15 protein-coding genes are annotated in these 17,193 nt (G+C 62.8%); 11 read left to right on the top strand and 4 right to left on the bottom strand.

What is annotated here, in order from left to right; genetic code table 11:
- Window positions 1–37 precede the first annotated feature (37 nt).
- The 3 genes from HX866_RS09650 to HX866_RS09640 all read left to right on the top strand — a co-directional run bounded on the left by HX866_RS09650 (window position 38) and on the right by HX866_RS09640 (window position 3,357).
- On the top strand, window positions 38–1,258 hold the full coding sequence (locus tag HX866_RS09650) for a helix-turn-helix domain-containing protein (RefSeq protein ID WP_177139202.1): 1,221 nt from the start codon (window positions 38–40) through the stop codon (window positions 1,256–1,258).
- Between the two features lie 9 nt (window positions 1,259–1,267).
- Window positions 1,268–1,900: a Vgb family protein gene (locus tag HX866_RS09645; RefSeq protein ID WP_177098092.1), complete on the top strand. Its 633-nt coding sequence runs from the start codon at window positions 1,268–1,270 to the stop codon at window positions 1,898–1,900.
- A gap of 260 nt (window positions 1,901–2,160) precedes the next feature.
- Window positions 2,161–3,357 (top strand): MFS transporter, encoded by a 1,197-nt coding sequence (locus tag HX866_RS09640; RefSeq protein WP_177139201.1) that lies wholly within the window; start codon window positions 2,161–2,163, stop codon window positions 3,355–3,357.
- Between the two features lie 12 nt (window positions 3,358–3,369).
- On the opposite strand, the gene HX866_RS09635 is transcribed toward HX866_RS09640, so the two are convergent.
- Window positions 3,370–4,140 (bottom strand): DeoR/GlpR family DNA-binding transcription regulator, encoded by a 771-nt coding sequence (locus HX866_RS09635; protein WP_177098090.1) that lies wholly within the window; start codon window positions 4,138–4,140, stop codon window positions 3,370–3,372.
- Between the two features lie 262 nt (window positions 4,141–4,402).
- On the opposite strand from HX866_RS09635, the gene HX866_RS09630 reads away from it, so the two are divergent.
- From HX866_RS09630 to HX866_RS09620, 3 genes are all read left to right on the top strand, one after another.
- Entirely contained in the window at window positions 4,403–5,683 is a 1,281-nt protein-coding gene (locus tag HX866_RS09630) for an HAD family hydrolase (protein WP_177139199.1), read from the top strand.
- A gap of 171 nt (window positions 5,684–5,854) precedes the next feature.
- A complete protein-coding gene (locus HX866_RS09625; RefSeq protein WP_177098088.1) occupies window positions 5,855–7,477 on the top strand; it encodes a methyl-accepting chemotaxis protein in 1,623 nt (540 codons plus the stop codon).
- A 50-nt stretch (window positions 7,478–7,527) separates the two neighbouring features.
- The gene (locus HX866_RS09620; RefSeq protein ID WP_177098087.1) at window positions 7,528–8,772 is read left to right on the top strand and encodes an HD-GYP domain-containing protein; all 1,245 of its coding nucleotides are present in this window, start codon (window positions 7,528–7,530) and stop codon (window positions 8,770–8,772) included.
- Between the two features lie 3 nt (window positions 8,773–8,775).
- Here HX866_RS09620 and HX866_RS09615 read toward each other — a convergent pair whose 3' ends face one another.
- Window positions 8,776–9,672: a LysR family transcriptional regulator gene (locus HX866_RS09615; protein ID WP_177098086.1), complete on the bottom strand. Its 897-nt coding sequence runs from the start codon at window positions 9,670–9,672 to the stop codon at window positions 8,776–8,778.
- Between the two features lie 212 nt (window positions 9,673–9,884).
- Between HX866_RS09615 and HX866_RS09610 the strand changes: the two genes are divergently transcribed.
- On the top strand, window positions 9,885–10,097 hold the full coding sequence (locus HX866_RS09610) for a co-regulatory protein PtrA N-terminal domain-containing protein (protein WP_177098085.1): 213 nt from the start codon (window positions 9,885–9,887) through the stop codon (window positions 10,095–10,097).
- Between the two features lie 312 nt (window positions 10,098–10,409).
- On the opposite strand, the gene tal is transcribed toward HX866_RS09610, so the two are convergent.
- Window positions 10,410–11,330: a transaldolase gene (gene tal / locus HX866_RS09605; protein WP_177098084.1), complete on the bottom strand. Its 921-nt coding sequence runs from the start codon at window positions 11,328–11,330 to the stop codon at window positions 10,410–10,412.
- 132 nt (window positions 11,331–11,462) lie between these two features.
- A complete protein-coding gene (locus tag HX866_RS09600) occupies window positions 11,463–12,356 on the bottom strand; it encodes a LysR family transcriptional regulator (RefSeq protein WP_177098083.1) in 894 nt (297 codons plus the stop codon).
- A 146-nt stretch (window positions 12,357–12,502) separates the two neighbouring features.
- Between HX866_RS09600 and HX866_RS09595 the strand changes: the two genes are divergently transcribed.
- The 4 genes from HX866_RS09595 to HX866_RS09580 are packed head-to-tail and all read left to right on the top strand — an operon-like array spanning window position 12,503 to window position 17,090.
- On the top strand, window positions 12,503–13,336 hold the full coding sequence (locus HX866_RS09595; RefSeq protein WP_177098082.1) for an FAS1-like dehydratase domain-containing protein: 834 nt from the start codon (window positions 12,503–12,505) through the stop codon (window positions 13,334–13,336).
- Window positions 13,337–13,352: 16 nt separating this feature from the next.
- Window positions 13,353–14,516: an acyl-CoA dehydrogenase family protein gene (locus HX866_RS09590; RefSeq protein WP_177098081.1), complete on the top strand. Its 1,164-nt coding sequence runs from the start codon at window positions 13,353–13,355 to the stop codon at window positions 14,514–14,516.
- Between the two features lie 10 nt (window positions 14,517–14,526).
- Window positions 14,527–15,876 carry an MmgE/PrpD family protein gene (locus HX866_RS09585; protein ID WP_177139196.1) on the top strand — a complete coding sequence of 450 codons (1,350 nt, stop codon included), beginning with the start codon at window positions 14,527–14,529 and terminating at the stop codon, window positions 15,874–15,876.
- Window positions 15,876–17,090, top strand: coding sequence for a CaiB/BaiF CoA transferase family protein (locus HX866_RS09580; RefSeq protein ID WP_177098079.1), 1,215 nt, complete (start codon window positions 15,876–15,878; stop codon window positions 17,088–17,090). The genes HX866_RS09585 and HX866_RS09580 overlap by 1 nt, the downstream gene beginning before the upstream one ends.
- Window positions 17,091–17,193 lie beyond the last annotated feature (103 nt).

Here is a 17,193-nt window from a genome sequence, read left to right as displayed (position 1 = left end):
AGGAGATGGCGGGAGTGACAAGTTTGACGGGATGCCCATGGACGCGATGATTGCGGCGGCGGCGCGATTGCTCGCGACGGGCGATGTCCTTGGCGCCTTGAAGCGGGTGGCCCTGCGCGACGACGGGCCCGGGCTTGCGCTGCGTGGTATCGCCATGGCGCAATTGGGGGATCTGGTTCGCGCCAGGGCGCTGCTCAAGCTGGCCGCCCGAGCCTTCGGCCCGCAAGAGGCGCTGGCGAGGGCGCGCTGCATCGTCGCCGAAGCCGAGATTGCACTGGTCTCCCGTGATCTGGCCTGGCCGGTCAAGGCCCTCACGGGTGCGCGAGCGGTTCTCGAAGCCCATGGCGATCGTTTGAATGCCGCGCATGCGCGTCACCTCGAAGCCCGACGCTTGCTGTTGACCGGTCATCTTGACCAGGCCGAACGTCTGCTTGCCGAACTGGAACCGATAGTGTTGGCGCCACCCTTGCGGGCTGCTTATGAACTGGTCAGCGCAGGGATCGCCATCCGGCGCTTGCAGACGGGAGTGGCGCGCGCCGCACTCCAGCGGGCAGAAAGTGCCGCGTATGAGGCGGGTATTGCTTCACTGGTTGCCGAAGTCGACAGCGCTTCCCAGGCGTTGAAAATGCCCGCGGCACGTCTGATTGCCCGGGGCGAGGAGCGCTTCCTGCTGCTGGAAGAGGTCGAAAAACTGTTCGCCTCCGGGGCGCTGGTGGTGGATGCCTGTCGTTATACGGTGCGTGAAGGGAGCACCCAGGTAGCGCTGACGACGCGACCGGTGTTGTTCACGCTGCTCCGAGCCCTCGCCGAGCGCTGGCCGGCTGCTGTCGCACGGCAGGCCCTTATCGCCCGGGCATTTCGCGGCAAGCAGGCCGATGAGTCGTACCGCGTTCGGTTACGAGTCGAGATCGGCCGGCTGCGGGGCGAGATTCGCCCATTCGCGCAGGTGAGGGCGACCGGGGAGGGCTTCGTGCTGGTGCCGCGACAATCCAATGGGGTGGTCATACTGGCGCCGCCTGTCGAGGAGCGGCACGGCGCCGTGCTCGCGCTTCTGGCCGATGGTGAATCGTGGGCGAGTTCGGCCCTGGCGATTGCCCTGGGCAGCAGTCCGCGCACGGTGCAGCGGGCGCTCGATGCCTTGGCGGCGACGGGCAAGGTGCAAGCTTCTGGTCGTGGGCCGGCCTGCCGCTGGACCCTCCCGTCCGTACCGGGATTCCCGTCAACCTTGTTACTCCCAGGTCCCCTGAGCAGCGGCTAGACTCAGCGCATGAAAAACTCTCAAGCTGACATTCTTCGTGAGTACGGGCCTTTCCCAGGGGCCGACTCGGTTGCGGGCGTGACCTATGACGGCCAGTACGTCTGGTTTGCCTCGGGGGACAAACTCAACGCCCTCGACCCGGAAAGTGGGACGCTGGTGCGTTCGATCGATGTCGCCGCACAGGCCGGGACCGCGTTCGATGGCCGGTATCTGTTCCAGATTGCCGAAGGTCGTATTCAGAAGATCGATCCGAAAACCGGGGCGGTGCTGTTGAGCGTGCCGGCCCCCGGTGATGGCGGCGATTCCGGGCTTGCCTGGGCTGAAGGCGCGCTGTGGGTAGGGCAGCATCGAGGCCGCAGAATTCATCAGGTCGATCCCGAAACCGGGGCGGTTCTGCGCATCATCGAATCCAAGCGTTTCGTCACCGGTGTGACCTGGGTCGATGGCGAGCTTTGGCATGGCACCTGGGAAGACGACAAGAGCGATGTTCGGCGGCTGAATCCGCAAACGGGAGCGCTGCTGGAGCAAATCGATTTGCCCGCGGGCATGGGCGTATCGGGGCTTGAGTCGGATGGCCGGGATCGGTTTTTTTGCGGTGGCGGGAATAGCGGCAAGATCCGCGTGGTCCGTCGACCAAGATAATCGGCCGGCTGCCAGCGGTGCTTGTCCTGACGCTATCGCTGGCAAGCCAGCTCCTACAGGTCCGCGTATCGCCGCAAAACACCGTTGCTGCCACGGTCCCTTGTAGGAGCTGGCTTGCCAGCGATGAGGCCCTCGAAATTTTCGGTGCTTGTCCTGACACCATCGCGTACAAGCTTTTCTATCTTTACTCCGTGATTTCCCTAGCTAACCCTGGGCCGGGCAGTGCTACAAAGCACACTGAACCACGCCTGGGAAAAAACATGACGTCCTTTTCAACCAACCGCCCGAACGCCGGATTTGGCGCCTTCTGCATGGCCAGCTTCCTGCTCTCGATCGCCTACGGCTCGACCTTTCTGCTGGCCTTGCTGGTCAAGTCCTTCGGCGGCAACGAACATGATGCCGGGCAAGTGATCGCCACGGCGATGCTCAGCACCCTGGCGGCGGTCATCGGCTCGGGGCATATGATGAATCGCTGGGGCGCCGCGCGCTGTGTCGCCTTCGCCGCCGGGTGTCTGGCCTGCGCTTCGCTGGGCTTTGCCCTGGTTCAGGGGATGGGCTTCGGGCTGCTGCTCTGCGGCCTGGTGCTGGGGTTGGGCTGGGGTATTTTCTACACCCTGGGGCCGATCATGGTCGCGGCGATGATCGAACCCGCCCGGCGTACCCACAGCTTTGCCTTGCTCTCGGGCAGCATGTTGACCGGCATCGGCAGCGGTCCGATTGCCGGCAAGCTCGCCGGCTATTTCGGCCTGCCGATCCAGACGGCGTTCTTCTGCGCGGCCGCCACCGCGATCCTCGGCGGCCTGTATTTCTGGCGCCTGGGCACGCGCGACGAGGCGGGTGGTGCCAACCGGCAGGTGGTCAAGATCAGCGCGGCGTCGGCCGTTCAGGTGCTGCGTTCCAAGGCGCTGTTCTCGATCCTGATGGTCGGACTGGGCGGCGCGATCTTCGGTGGGCTGGGCAGTTTTCAAACCAGCTATGCCGCGAGCCTCGGACTCGACTATTCGCTGTTTTTCCTCTGTTTCATGGGGGCCGCCATCGTCTGTCGCCTGCTGATTGCCGGTTGGGTGGTCAAGCGCAATCCGTTTGCCGCGTCCTGTGTGTTGAGCACGCTGATGCTGCTGGCGGTGCTCGGTTTCGGCCAATGGGTGCACGACAGCCTGAGTTACGGCGTCATGGCGGCGTTGCTCGGCGTCGGTTATGGCCTGAATTATTCGGTGATCAACGGATTGGCAGCCAACGAGGCGCCGCCAGGACTGACCGCGCAATCCTTGTTGCTGTTCAGCCTGGCCTATTTTCTCGGGGTTTTCGGCTTTCCTTTCGTGGCCGGCAAGCTGATCGTCGAGGGTGGCGTGCACGGCATGCTCTTGAGCATCGGGCTGATTGCCGCGCTGGTGTGGGTTATCAGCACCGGCCGTTGGCTGGGGAGTGCGGTGCTGGCAAGCGTACGCGGGACCTAGCGGCCTCGCGCATCAAGCCAGGATGATCTGCTTGAACCCGGCCTTCAGTGCGTCGAATGCCCCTTCGTCGCTGGCCCGCTGATTGGTCACCAGCACGTCGATGCGCTCGGGCGGACAGTAGCTGATACGGCTCTGCACGCCGAGCTTGCTGTAGTCGGCGAGGATCACCACCCGCTCGGCGTGCTCGGTCATGGCCCGGGCCACCTCGCTCTCACGATGGTCGTAGTTGCTGGCGCCGTGGTGGACGTCCACACCCACTGGCGAGAGCAGCGCGAGGTCGGCGCGATAGCGGCCGATTTCCGCGACCGTGGTGGCGCCCACCGTGGCCGGTGAGCGGTCGCCGAGGGAGCCGCCGAGGACGATCACCTCGTTGCGCGGACTGCCGGCAGCGGCGGTGCCGCGCAACTGCAACGCGACATTGAACGAATTGGTGATCACCATCAGCCCGCCGAGCTTGGCCAGCTCCTGGGCAAGGATTTCAGTGGTGGTGCCGGCGTCGATGAAAATCGTCTGGCCATGGCTGAGCAGGCTGACCGCAGCCCGGGCCAGGTCACGTTTGAACTTGACGTTGATATGGGCACGCTCGGCAATCGGCGCTTCATCCTCGACCTTGATTGCGCCACCGTGGATGCGCTTCAACTCGCCAAGGGTTTCCAATGCCACCAGGTCGCGCCGGACCGTCTCGCGGGAAACATTCAGTTCCGTGACGATGCGGTCGGTGGTCACGCGCCGCAAGGTTGCCAGCAGTGCACGAATTCGCTGGTAACGCTCTTCTTGCCACATACCTCATGTCCTTGCTGTTGGGATGACTATCCGACCACGCATTGTGGGAGGCGTGGACGCGCTGTCAAGTTCGGCGGTGGATTACCGCCGGTCAGGAGGTGTCGATGTGCCATAAATGTGTAATATTGTGGCATTGTTGTATTTAGTTGCATTTGGCGCTAGCCTCGTCGCCGGGCGGCTCGTCCCCCTGCGCCCTTGTCTTGAAACACGCTCTCGCCGTCGCCCCGTTTGCGACCATTCTTCTAATTCCAGGAGTTATGCCATGCAGCGTCGCCAGTTCCTGAACACCCTTGCCGCCGTTTCCGTTGTCAGTCCCTTGTTGTTGAGCGGTCGCCTTGCCGAGGCCGCCACCAGCAAGCCCGTGCCGAGCGAGTTGGACCCGGCGCGTTGGTCGCCGCTGAACCAGAAGCGCCTGCAGGCGGTGATCGACCAACATGGCGTGAAGAGTGCGTCCTATCACCCGAACAAGCGCCCGTACGCGGTGTTCGACTGGGACAACACCTGCATCATGAACGACTGTGAAGAGGCGTTGCTGGTCTACCAGATGAACCACTTGCAGTACAAACTCAGCCCCGACGAGTTTGCCGCCGTGCTGCGCCAGGACGTGCCGAACGGCCCTTTCATGAAGGACTACCTCACGGTCGACGGCAAGTCGGTGAACATGGAAGACATCGCCGCCGACGTCGAAGCCGACTACCGCTGGCTGCACGCCAACTACCAGGGCCTGGCCGGCAGCAAGAGCCTGGAGGAAATCCAGGCCACCGATCAGTTCAAGGACTTCTTCACCAAGCTCTACTTCATGTACGACGCGATCTGCGACAGCTACCCGGTGGAGATCGGCTACAAGTGGATCCTCTACTTCTACAAGAACATGACCACCGCCGAGTTGCAGGCGATGGCCGAGGCGTCCAACAACCACGATCTGGGTGATGGCCTGCGCAAGGTCAAGTACCAGAGCCCGAGCAGCCTGCCGGGCAAGGCCGGGGTGGTGGCGGATTCGCACTTCCACGGCATCCGCATCCACGAGGAAATCCGTGGCTTGATGCACACCCTGCGGGCCAACGGCATCGACGTCTACGTCAGTACCGCGTCCATCGATGACGTGGTTCGGGTGTTCGCCGGCAATCCCAACTACGGCTACGGCGTGCCACCGGAAAACGTCATTGGCCTGCGCCTGTCCATGACCGACGGCAAGTACGACAGCAACTATCTGCCGGGCTGGCACTTCAACTACGGCCCGGGCAAGACCATCGGTATAAAGAATATATTGGTGGAGAAGAAGGGTTATGGCCCGGTGCTGGTGGCCGGTGACAGCGATGGCGATGCCTGGATGCTGCGCGACTTCAAGGAAACCGCGGTGGGTGTGATCGTCAACCGCATGAAAAAGGGCGAGATCGGCGCCGACAGCCAGAAGGCCGCCGAGCAGTTGGGCAAGGCGGACGCGCGTTTCGTCCTGCAGGGCCGCGACGAACAGACCGGCCTGATGATTCCGGATGAGAAGTCGATCAAGTACGGCAAGACCGAGCGCAAGCTGCTGGCGTAAGGCTGTCGGTTCGCGGGTGGCGCAAGGCTGCCCGCGAGCTTGAGTGGTTGGCGGGGACCTGAGGCCGCGCGAGCGCTGGGACCGATCTTTTGCGGAGGACGTACTACACTGGGTAGTGGTTAACGTCCCCCGCAACTGGACGCTCAAGCAGCCTGGCCCCGGAGTGGTTTCATGAAGACAAGGAACATCAGGTTGACCTTCAGATCACTCCTCGGTTTCGGGTTGATCTGCCTGCTGTTGATCAGCCTCGGGCTGACCTCGTTGTATCGGATGAAGGAAATCCAGAGCGCCTCCCAGAGGCTGCAGGCGGACTGGTTGCCGAGCGTGCGCCAGGCCGCGCGAATTCAAAATGCCGCGCTGCTCTACCGGCTCGATGGCCGACGCTTTGTCATGGATGAAAACCGCCAGAGTCAAAGCTCCCTGGACAAACTGGCGGCGCTGAAAACCGCGCTGAGCCTGGAAACCGGAAAATACGCGGCGCGGGTTTCCAGCCCCGAGGAAAAGCAACGTTATGACCAGGTGATTGCCAATGTGCGCAGTTACCAGGACCTGCTCGACCAATTGGTGAGCATGAGTCAGACCGCCTCCTTCGAGGCCATGACTCATTTCATTCGTGACACCAGCAGCGAATCGGCAAAAAGGCTGCAGACCTCGATTGAAGCGCTGATGGCCATCAACGAGGAGGGCGCCGAGCGCTCCGGCCAGGTGGCGAACGCCAGCTATGACAGCTCCTTCCTGATGACGTTGGTGTTCATGGTCACGGCCCTGGTGATCACTTGCGTCGTGGCACTGCTGTTTACCCGCAGCATCGCGCAGCCGATCAATGACTTGCGCCTGTCGATGCAGAAAATTGCCGATGGCGACCTGAAGAGTAAGGTGGAGATCAGTGGGCGGGATGAAATCACCGACTTGCAGAGCGTCGCCGCCGCCATGCGTTCGAGTCTCAAGAACACCATCGAACATATCGCCGATTCGTCCCGGCAACTGGCTTCGGCGGCTGAGCAGATGAGTGCGATCACCCACGAGTCGACGGCGGGTATTCAAAAGCAGAGCCTTGAAACCGACCAGGCCGCCACTGCGGTCAATCAGATGACTGCGGCAGTCGAGGAAGTGGCCAGAAACGCCGTTTCGGCCTCACAGTCCACCCAGGCTTCGGAAAGCTCGGCGCGGATCGTCCAGGATCGGGTGGGTGAAACCATCGACTCCATCGAGCGCTTGAGCAGCCGCGTCGAACAGACCAAAACCGATATCGAAGGCCTGGCCGGGCAAGCCCAGAACATCGCCAAGGTCCTCGACGTGATCGGCGCCATCGCCGAGCAGACCAACTTGCTGGCGTTGAACGCGGCCATCGAAGCGGCCCGGGCCGGCGAGCAAGGTCGGGGTTTTGCGGTGGTGGCGGATGAGGTGCGAGCGCTGGCCCATCGGACCCAGCAGTCGACCCAGGAAATCGAACAGATGGTCAAGGGCATCCAGCTCGATTCGAAGAAGGCCGTGGAGTCGATGGGCCACAGCAGCGAAGAAACCCGCGTGACCCGCTCCCTGGCCCATGAGACGGGCCAGGCGATCGAGGAGGTGACGCTGTCGATCTCCCATATCAATGAAAAAAACCTGCTGATCGCTACCGCGTCCGAACAACAGGCGCAGGTGGCCAGGTCAGTCGACCGCAACCTGGTGAGCATTCGCGATCTGTCCATTCAGAGTTCGTCGGCCGCCAGCCAGACCTCTATCGCCAGTAGCGAACTGTCCAAACTGGCCGGGAGCCTGAATCACCTGATTGCGCGGTTTTCACTGTAGCCTGGCTGCAGCGAGGCGCTTGAGTGTGATAAGGAACCAGGGGCTCCATCATGCTAAGACAGATACAGGTGAGCGAGCTTCGTGTCGGCATGTATGTGCAGTCCTTTTGCGGTTCCTGGATGGATCACCCGTTCTGGCGCAGCCACTTTCTGCTCGATGACGAAGAGGATCTGCAAAAGATCCGCAACTGCGGCCTCGCCGCGCTCTGGATCGACACCGACAAAGGGCTGGATACCGAAATAGAGGCGCCACCTTCGCTTGCTGAGCCGGCGCTGGAGCCGCTGGAGATTCCTGCCCAGGAGCGGCCACGTAATCGCCCGCGGATTGCCATGAGCGACGAGGTGATCCATGCGCTGAACTTGTGCGCCCGAACCAAGGCCGTGGTGTTGACCCTGTTCAGCGACCTGCGGATGGGCAAGGCGGTTCATCCCGAGCAGATTTCCCACCTGATCGCTGAAATCTCGGATTCGCTGATGCGTCATCCCGACGCCCTGATCAGCCTGGCCCGGCTCAAGACCAGCGATGAATACACCTACATGCATTCGGTGGCGGTGTGCGCCCTGATGATGAGCCTGGCCTACCGCTTGAACCTGCCCGAGGGCCTGGTGAAAGAGGCCGGCATGGCGGGCATCCTGCACGAGGTCGGCAAGATGATGGTGCCTGCCGAGTTGCTCAGTAAAACTTCGGCCCTCACCGACAGCGAATTCGAGAGCCTGCGCCGCCATCCGGAAATCGGCGCGAAGATGCTCCTCGACACCCGCCATTTCAGTCCGAGGGTGATGGATGTCTGCCTGCATCATCATGAGCGAGTCGATGGCAGCGGTTACCCGCACAAGCTCTGCGGCACGCAGATCAGCCTGTTTGCGCGGATGGCCGCGGTGTGTGACAGCTATGACTCGGTGACCTCCGAGCGACATGGCAAGCCGGCCTGGACGGCGGCCGAGGCCATTCGAAAAATGGCCGACTGGAAAGGCCAGTTCGATGAACAGATCTTTCATGCCTTTGTCCGCTGCATCGGGATCTATCCGGTGGGTGCCTTGGTGCTGTTGCACAGCGGTCGCCTGGGGATCGTCATGGAGCAGCATGAACAGTCGTTGCTGACCCCACGGGTGAAGGTGTTCTACTCCTCGAAACTGCGCATGCCCATCGAGCAAAGCGTCATCGACCTTGGCGCTGCCGGTGAACACGACGCGATTGCCAGCCTGGAGTCGGTGAAGAAGTGGGGGTTCAAGCACCTGGATGAACTGTGGTCGGGTATTTCCATCGGCAAGCAGTCGATCTTCAACACCGCCTAGGGCTCAGGCCGTTGCCTCCACCGCCAGGGCTTTCACCAGGAACTCGATAAACGCCCGGGTCTTCTGCGGTACCCGACGGGCCGAGGGATAGACCGCGTTGATGCTGATCGCCGGGGCCTGCCACTCGCACAACACGGGGACCAGGGTCCCGGCGGCCAGGGCGTCCTCGACGATAAAGTCCGGGAGCAGGGCGATACCCATGCCGGCCTGCGCGGCCTGGGCCAGCAGGTCGCCGTTGTTGGCGTGCAACGGCCCGGTGACGTTGACTCGCTGGGTTTCCTTGCCATTGCTCAGTTGCAGGCTGACACCACTTTGCAAGTAGCCATAGTTCAGGCATTGGTGGGTTGTCAGGTCCTTCGGTGTCCGGGGTGTGCCGGCGCGTGCCAGGTAGGCCGGCGAGGCCACCATGATCCGTGGCGCGGGGGCGAGCAAACGGGCGACCATGGAAGAGTCTGGCAGGCTGGCGATGCGGAGGGTGACATCAAAGCCGCCGCGCACCGGATCGACTTGCTGGTCGCTGAGCACCAGTTGCAGTTCCACGTTCGGATGCTGCTGGTAAAACAGCGGGATCAGCGGCCCCAACCGCCGCAGGCCGAAGGACATGGGCGCGTTGACCCGCAGCACGCCGCGCAGTTCGCCAACGCCATCCCGGGCGCGTTGCTCGGTTTCGTCCAGGGACGCGAGCAACTCGCGAGCGGCCTCGTAGTATTCGGCGCCGGCTTCGGTCAGGTGCAGGCTGCGGGTGGTGCGTTGCAGCAGTTGCACGCCGATGGCCTCTTCCAACGCCTGGATTTGCTTGCTGACTTTCGAGCGCGGCACATCCATGGCCCGGGCCGCCGCGGCAAAACCATTGGCGCCAACGGTGGCAACGAAAGCACGCATACAGTCGATACGGTCCATATTGTCTCTTTTCCAGAATCAATAGCGACGGATTCTAGGGCGTTGTCTTGAGCTTATCCAGCGTCTGGAGGCGCGCGGGTGTGGGTTGTTGAAGGGGATGTTCCTGTAAAAAGTTTCATTCTGCGGGGAAGAGTCTGAAATGCACCGCTCGCTAGGATGAGTCCAAGTCAGCGGGAACTCTCGCTGACGCTCAAACTATTGGAGAGTGACTGATGAAATCCCTTAAAGCGTTGTTGATCGTGACCTTGATGACGGCCTCCGTTGCAGCCATGGCTGAAGGCGGCGGTGATGGCGGTGATAAAGTCATGGCGCATATGGAGGCGGCTCGCAACGTATCCATGGCCTATTACCAGCAGTCTGAAAAGGCCCAGGCCGTAGCGGCCGGCAAACAGACAGGTTCCGATAGCGTTGAACGTACCAACTGACGCCGGGGGCGTCATGGTCATGAGACTGCCTGCGGCGGCGATGGTGCGACGTGCATCGTCATCGCCGGCAAGCCAGCTCCTACAGGTGTTGTGTACGACGATGGTTCAGGGTCAGGCACGGATATGTAGGAGCCGGCTTGCTGGCGATAGCGGCGGCGCGACGTGCATCGCCATCGCGGCAAGCCAGCTCCTACAGGTGTTGTGTGCGACGATGGTTCAGGGTCAGGCACGGATTTGTAGGAGCCGGCTTGCTGGCGATAGCGGCGGTGAAGCTGGTACCGCTATCGCTGGCTAGTCAGTTCCAGAGGTTTGTTACTGGCCCAACAGGGCTTCGAGTTTTTCCTGGTCACGGGCGAACTGGCGAATACCTTCGGCCAGCTTCTCGGTAGCCATGGCGTCTTCGTTGGAGGCCCAGCGGAACTGCGCTTCATTCAGGTTCAAACGCGCTTCACCCTCGGCACCCGGCGCCAGACGACGCTCCAGGGTGCCTTCGTCCTGGCCGAGTTTTTCCAGCAGGTCCGGGCTGATGGTCAGGCGGTCGCAACCGGCCAGTTGTTCGATCTGGTTGAGGTTGCGGAAGCTCGCGCCCATGACCACGGTCTTGTAGTCATTGGACTTGTAGTAGTTGTAGATGCGGGTGACCGATTGCACGCCCGGATCGTCGGCGCCGGTGTATTCGTTGCCGGTGGACTTCTTGTACCAGTCGTAGATGCGGCCCACGAACGGCGAGATCAGGAACACCCCGGCATCGGCGCAGGCGGCGGCCTGGGCGAAGGAGAACAGCAGGGTCAGGTTGGTCTGGATGCCGGCCTTTTCCAGCTTCTCGGCGGCGCGGATACCTTCCCAGGTCGAAGCCAGCTTGATCAGTACGCGGTCACGGCTGACACCGGCCTTGTCGTACAGCTCGATCAACTGGTGGGCCTTGCTCAGCAGCGCGGTTTCATCGAAGGACAGGCGTGCGTCGACTTCGGTGGAAATACGCCCTGGAATCGCCTTGAGAATGCCACTGCCCACGGACACCGCGAAATGGTCGCAGGCCAGGCCGACATCACCCTTGGCGTGGGACACGGCGGCCTTGAGCAGGTCGGCGTAGCCTGGCAGCGCGGCGGCCTTGAGCAGCAGCGAAGGGTTGGTGGTGGCGTCGACCGGCTTGAGGCGGGTAATGGCGTCGAGGTCGCCGGTGTCCGCGACCACGGTGGTGAATTGCTTGAGTTGTGCAAGCTTCGAAGTCATGAGCGTCTCTGTCGGGAAGGGCGTGGATCCATGCACTGATTGAGTGCGGCTGCGGTGAAAAGTTCTATCTGTCGAATGCCTTCAAGAATGCCGCCGAAGCAGGGGTTTGTGCAACCCAAACTGTAGGGCGGTTCAGGTTGGTGTCCCAGGCATCAGCGTGGCAATCAAGGCGCGAATGGTCCCCGGCAGGGCTTCGAGCTCACGCACCAGAATGCTGCGCTCGCGAATCGCCCAGGGTTCGTCCAGTGCCACGGTCACCAGCTCCATGGTCCGGCAGTGCCGCACGGCGGCGGATTCGGGAATGATGCCGATGCCCACGCCGGCTTCGACCATGCGGCAGATCGCCTCGAAACTCGAGACCTGGATCCGCAACGACAAGGTCTTGCCGAGCCGTTCGACGTGTTCGCGCAAAAAGCTCAGCAAGGTGCTGCCTTCGTGCAGGCCGATATGCTGGAACGCCAGGGTCTGGCCGAGGGTCACCGACTGCTGCGTGGCCAACGGGTGGTCCACCGGCACGATCAATACCAGCCGGTCGGTGCTGAAGTGCATGACCTGCAGGCCGCTGGCTTCCACCGGGCCGGCGATGATGCCCATGTCGGTGGTGCCGTCGAGGACACCGCGGACGATGTCCCGCGACAGGCGTTCCTGCAGGTCCACCGTGACCCCGGGACGCTTGGACAGGAAGCCGGCCAGCACTTCCGGGAGAAACTCGGTCACGGCCGTGGTGTTGGCGAAGATACGGATATGCCCGGCGGAATCGCCGCCATAACTGGTGAATTCGCTTTTCAGGTAGTCGACCTGGCGCATGATCAGCCGGGCATGTTGCAGCAGGCGCTGGCCGGCCGGAGTGACTTCCACGCCACGGCTGTCGCGGTACAGCAGGCGGGTGTCGAGTTGAGCTTCCAGGGCCTTGATCCGCGCGCTGGCGGCGGCCGGCGAGAGGAAGGCGCGGCGGGCGCCCTGGGTCAGGCTCGGCGATTCGGCGATATGAATGAAGAGGCGTAGATCCGCCAGGTCGAAATGCATGGGCGACTCCGGTCAGGGCCCGGATGGGGGCAGGGACGGTGGCGTTCAGCATAACTGAACGCCGGCTTATAGAAATGCAAATTCTCGGAACGGGCTGCACCTTGCATCATCGGTTCATGACAACAACCGGCAAGGGGAAACCTTCCATGAGTGCAACGGATCTGAGTGCCTGGCTCGGACGGACCGAAGAAGCCCACGACCAATTGAGTCGCAACCTGCTCAAGCGTATCGCCGCGACCTTTGGTGAGTCGGCTCCGGCCCACGGCGAGGCGTTGCCGCCGCTGTGGCAATGGTGTTTCTTCCAGGAGCCGCTTGCCGAAAGCCTGCTGGGCAGCGACGGTCACCCGGCCCGTGGCGGCTTCCTGCCACCGGCGGACAATCGCAATCGCATGTGGGCCGGGGGGCGCCTTGAATTCTTCGAGCACCTGCGGGCCGGTCACGATGCCAGCCGGCTGTCGACCATCAGCCATATCGAGGAAAAACACGGACGCAGCGGCGCCTTGCTGTTCGTCACCGTGCGCCATGACTACTCCCAGGATGGCCGGCTGGCGATACGCGAAGAACAGGACATCGTCTACCGCGAACCGACGCCGCCTAAACAAAGCAGTGGCGAAGCCCTGGTCCAGGGGGACTGGCACGAAACCGTGGAGCCGACGCCGACCTTGCTGTTCCGCTACAGCGCCGTGACCTTCAACGGTCACCGCATCCATTACGACTTCCCCTACGTCACCGAGACCGAAGGTTATCCGGGCCTGGTGGTGCACGGTCCGATGATCGCCACCCTGAACCTGCGGGCGTTCTGCCGGGCCCATCCCCAGGCGACCCTGCGGCGCTTCTCCTATCGCGGCGTGCGCCCGTTGATTGCACCGCAGCCCTTCGAAGTCGGCGGACGAATCCTCAGCCCCGGCGTCGCCCAGTTGTGGGCCGGCAATGCCGCCGGCCTGGCCCAGCAGGCTGAAGTGCATTTCGACTCACAATAAAAAGGCCATCACCCCCATGAACCCGAATAACAACGAAGAACTCAATGCCATTCGCGAAGGCGTGCGCGCCCTGTGCGGCGAATTTGATGCCGCCTACTGGCGCAAGGTCGACGAGGAAAAGGGTTTTCCCGAAGCCTTCGTCAAGGCGTTGACCGATGCCGGCTGGCTGGCGGCGCTGATTCCAGCCGAATACGGCGGCTCGGGCCTGGGCCTGGCCGAAGCCTCGGTGATCCTCGAGGAGGTGAACCGCTGCGGCGGTAACTCGGGCACCGTGCACGGCCAGATGTACAACATGTTCACCCTGCTGCGCCACGGCAGCGCGGCGCAGAAAAGCTTCTACCTGCCGAAGCTGGCCAGCGGCGAACTGCGTCTGCAATCGATGGCTGTTACCGAGCCGACGACGGGCACCGACACCACCAAGATCAAGACCACTGCGGTCAAGCAGGGTGACAAGTATGTGATCAACGGCCAGAAGGTCTGGATCTCGCGGGTCCAGCACTCCGACCTGATGATCCTGCTGGCCCGCACCACGCCCCTGGCCGAGGTGCAGAAAAAATCCGAGGGCATGTCGATCTTCCTGGTGGACCTGCGCGAGGCCATCGGCAACGGCCTGACCGTGCAACCGATTGCCAATATGGTCAACCACGAGACCAACGAGCTGTTCTTCGACAACCTGGAAATCCCCGCCGACAGCCTGATCGGTGAAGAGGGCAAGGGCTTCCGCTACATCCTCGACGGCCTGAATGCCGAACGCACGCTGATCGCCGCCGAGTGCATCGGCGACGGCCGCTGGTTTATCGAGAAGGCCAGTGCCTATGCCCGTGACCGGGTGGTGTTCGGGCGGCCCATCGGCCAGAACCAGGGGGTGCAGTTCCCGATTGCCGAAGCGCATATCGAGATTGAGGCCGCCGACCTGATGCGCTGGCGGGCCTGCGAGGAATACGACAACGGTGAGAACGCCGGGGCCAGCGCCAATATGGCCAAGTACCTGGCGGCCAAGGCGTCCTGGGAAGCGGCCAATGCCTGCCTGCAGACCCACGGCGGTTTTGGTTTTGCCTGTGAATACGACGTCGAGCGCAAGTTCCGCGAAACCCGCCTGTACCAGGTGGCGCCGATCTCCACCAACCTGATCCTGTCCTACGTGGCCGAGCACCTGCTCGAACTGCCACGCAGCTTTTGAGGTATTGAGCATGAGCCATACCCAAGCGCTGTGCGAATTCCTCGCTGACCTGCGTTATGAGCAGGTGCCTCAAGCGGTATTCGAACGTAGCGAAGATCTGTTCCTCGACTGGCTGGCCTCGGCCCTGGCCAGCCAGGGTGCCCATCCGATTCCACTGTTCGAAGCCTATGCCCGCAAGATGGGCCCGGAGCACGGCCCGGCGCGCATCCTGGTCAATGGCCAGGGCAGTTCGGCGTATTTTGCTGCTCTGGTGAACGCGGCGTCCTCCCATCTGGTGGAGCAGGACGACTTGCACAACAGCTCCGTGCTGCACCCGGCCACGGTGGTGTTCCCCGCCGCGCTGGCGGCGGCCCAGGACCTGGGCAAGTCCGGGCGTGAGTTGCTGCTGGCGTCGGTGGCCGGCTACGAGGCGGGGATTCGCATCGGTGAATTCCTCGGCCGCTCCCACTATCGGATCTTCCACACCACGGCCACTGTCGGCACGTTGGCGGCCGCAGTGGCCGTGGGCAAGTTGCTGGACTTCGACCGGGAGCAATTTATCAACCTGCTGGGCAGCGCCGGTACCCAGGCCGCCGGGCTCTGGGAGTTCCTGCGCGATGCCGCCGACTCCAAGCAGTTGCACACCGCCAAGGCCGCGGCGGACGGCTTGCTGGCCGCCTACCTGACGGCTGATGGCCTGACCGGCGCGCGGAATATCCTCGAAGGCGACCAGGGCCTGGCCGCCGGTATGTCCAGCGATGCCGATCCGACCCGGCTGTCCGATCGCCTGGGCAGTCGCTGGGCCCTGGTGGAGACCTCGTTCAAGTTCCATGCCTCCTGCCGCCATACCCATCCGGCCGCCGATGCGCTGTTGGAACTGATGGCGCGCGAGGGCTTGGGCCACGAACAGATCGAGCAGGTGGAAACCCGCGTGCATCAGGGCGCCATTGATGTGCTGGGACGGGTCAAGGTGCCGCAGAGCGTGCACCAGGCCAAGTTTTCCATGGGTACCGTGCTGGGCCTGATCGCCGTGCATGGCAAGGCCGGGCTACCGGAGTTCCATCAGCTGTCCTTGACCGATCCGGCCGTGGCGGCATTTCGCGAGAAGGTCAGCATGACCTTGGACCCGCAAGTCGACGCGGCCTATCCGCAACGCTGGCTGGGCCGGGTGGTGGTCACCACGGTTGAGGGTCGCCGCCTTTATGGCGCCATCGATGAACCCAAGGGCGATCCCGGCAACAGCCTGTCGCGGGCCGAACTGGAAGATAAATTCCGTCGTCTGTTGCAGTTCTCCGGCGCCCGTTCGCCGGAGCAGGCCGAAGGCTTGATCCGCCAGGTCTGGGACCTGCGCAACACCACTGACTTGAAGGAGCTGCGCTGATGAAAACGGCCGCAGGCAACACCCCGGCACCGCGCCCGCTGGACGGCATCACCGTGATCAGCCTTGAACACGCCATTGCTGCGCCATTTTGCACGCGGCAACTGGCGGATCTGGGGGCGCGGGTGGTGAAAATCGAGCGTCCCGGCAGCGGTGACTTCGCTCGCGGTTACGACGAGCGCGTGCGTGGGCTGGCTTCGCATTTCGTCTGGACCAACCGTTCCAAGGAAAGCCTGACCCTGGACCTCAAGCAGGATCAGGCCGGCGACATTCTCGAGAGTCTGCTGGGGCAGGCCGATGTGCTGGTGCAGAACCTCGCGCCAGGCGCCGCTGCCCGTATGGGCTTGTCCTTCGATGCACTGCATGAACGTTTTCCACGGTTGATCGTCTGCGATATTTCCGGTTATGGCGAAGGCGGTCCTTATGAAAAGAAGAAGGCCTATGACCTGCTGATCCAGAGCGAGGGTGGTTTTCTTTCGGTGACGGGCGGGCCGGGCGAGGAGGAACTGGCGAAGGCCGGGTGTTCCATCGCCGATATCTCCGCCGGCATGTATGCCTACAGCGGCATTCTTTCGGCCTTGCTGCTGCGGGAGAAAACCGGGGAGGGCAGTCGTATCGACGTCAGCATGCTGGAAAGCCTGGTGGAGTGGATGGGCTACCCGATGTATTACGCCTTCGACGGCGCACCGCCACCGCCACGGGCCGGCGCGGCGCATTCGACCATTTATCCCTATGGGCCGTTTCCGGCGGGCGACGGCGGCACGGTGATGCTCGGCTTGCAGAACGAGCGTGAATGGGCGGCGTTCTGCGACAAGGTGCTGCTGACGCCGGAGTTGGCGGTGGACGAGCGTTTTTCGGCCAACTTCAAGCGATCGGCCAATCGCGAGGTGCTGCGCCAGATCATCGTCGACAGCTTTGCCCGGCTCAGCAGCGAGCAGTTGATTGCCCGTTTGGAAGAGGCGCAGATCGCCAATGCCCGTGTCAATGACATGCAGGGAGTGTGGGACCACCCGCAGCTCAAGGCCCGCGATGGTTGGCGCGAGGTCGAGAGCCCGTCGGGGAAACTCCCGGCGCTGCTGCCACCGGCGCGTAATGCGGCGTTTGCACCGCGAATGGATGCGGTGCCGGGCTTGGGTCAGCACACCGGGGCAATTCTGGGCGAATTGGGCTTTTCCGCCGAGGCCATCGAGGGATTGCGCGTTGGGGGTGTGATTTGAGCACGGCCCTTGTAGGAGCCGGCTTGCCGGCGATGAGGCCCTTGAGCCTTGCCGCGAGCATGTGGACGCCATCGCCAGCAAGCCGGCTCCTACAGTGACGAGT

Source organism: Pseudomonas gingeri, from assembly GCF_013386165.1.
In the GTDB taxonomy this organism is placed as follows: Bacteria; Pseudomonadota; Gammaproteobacteria; order Pseudomonadales; family Pseudomonadaceae; genus Aquipseudomonas; species Aquipseudomonas gingeri_C.
This window is presented reverse-complemented; position numbering and strand designations above follow the sequence as displayed.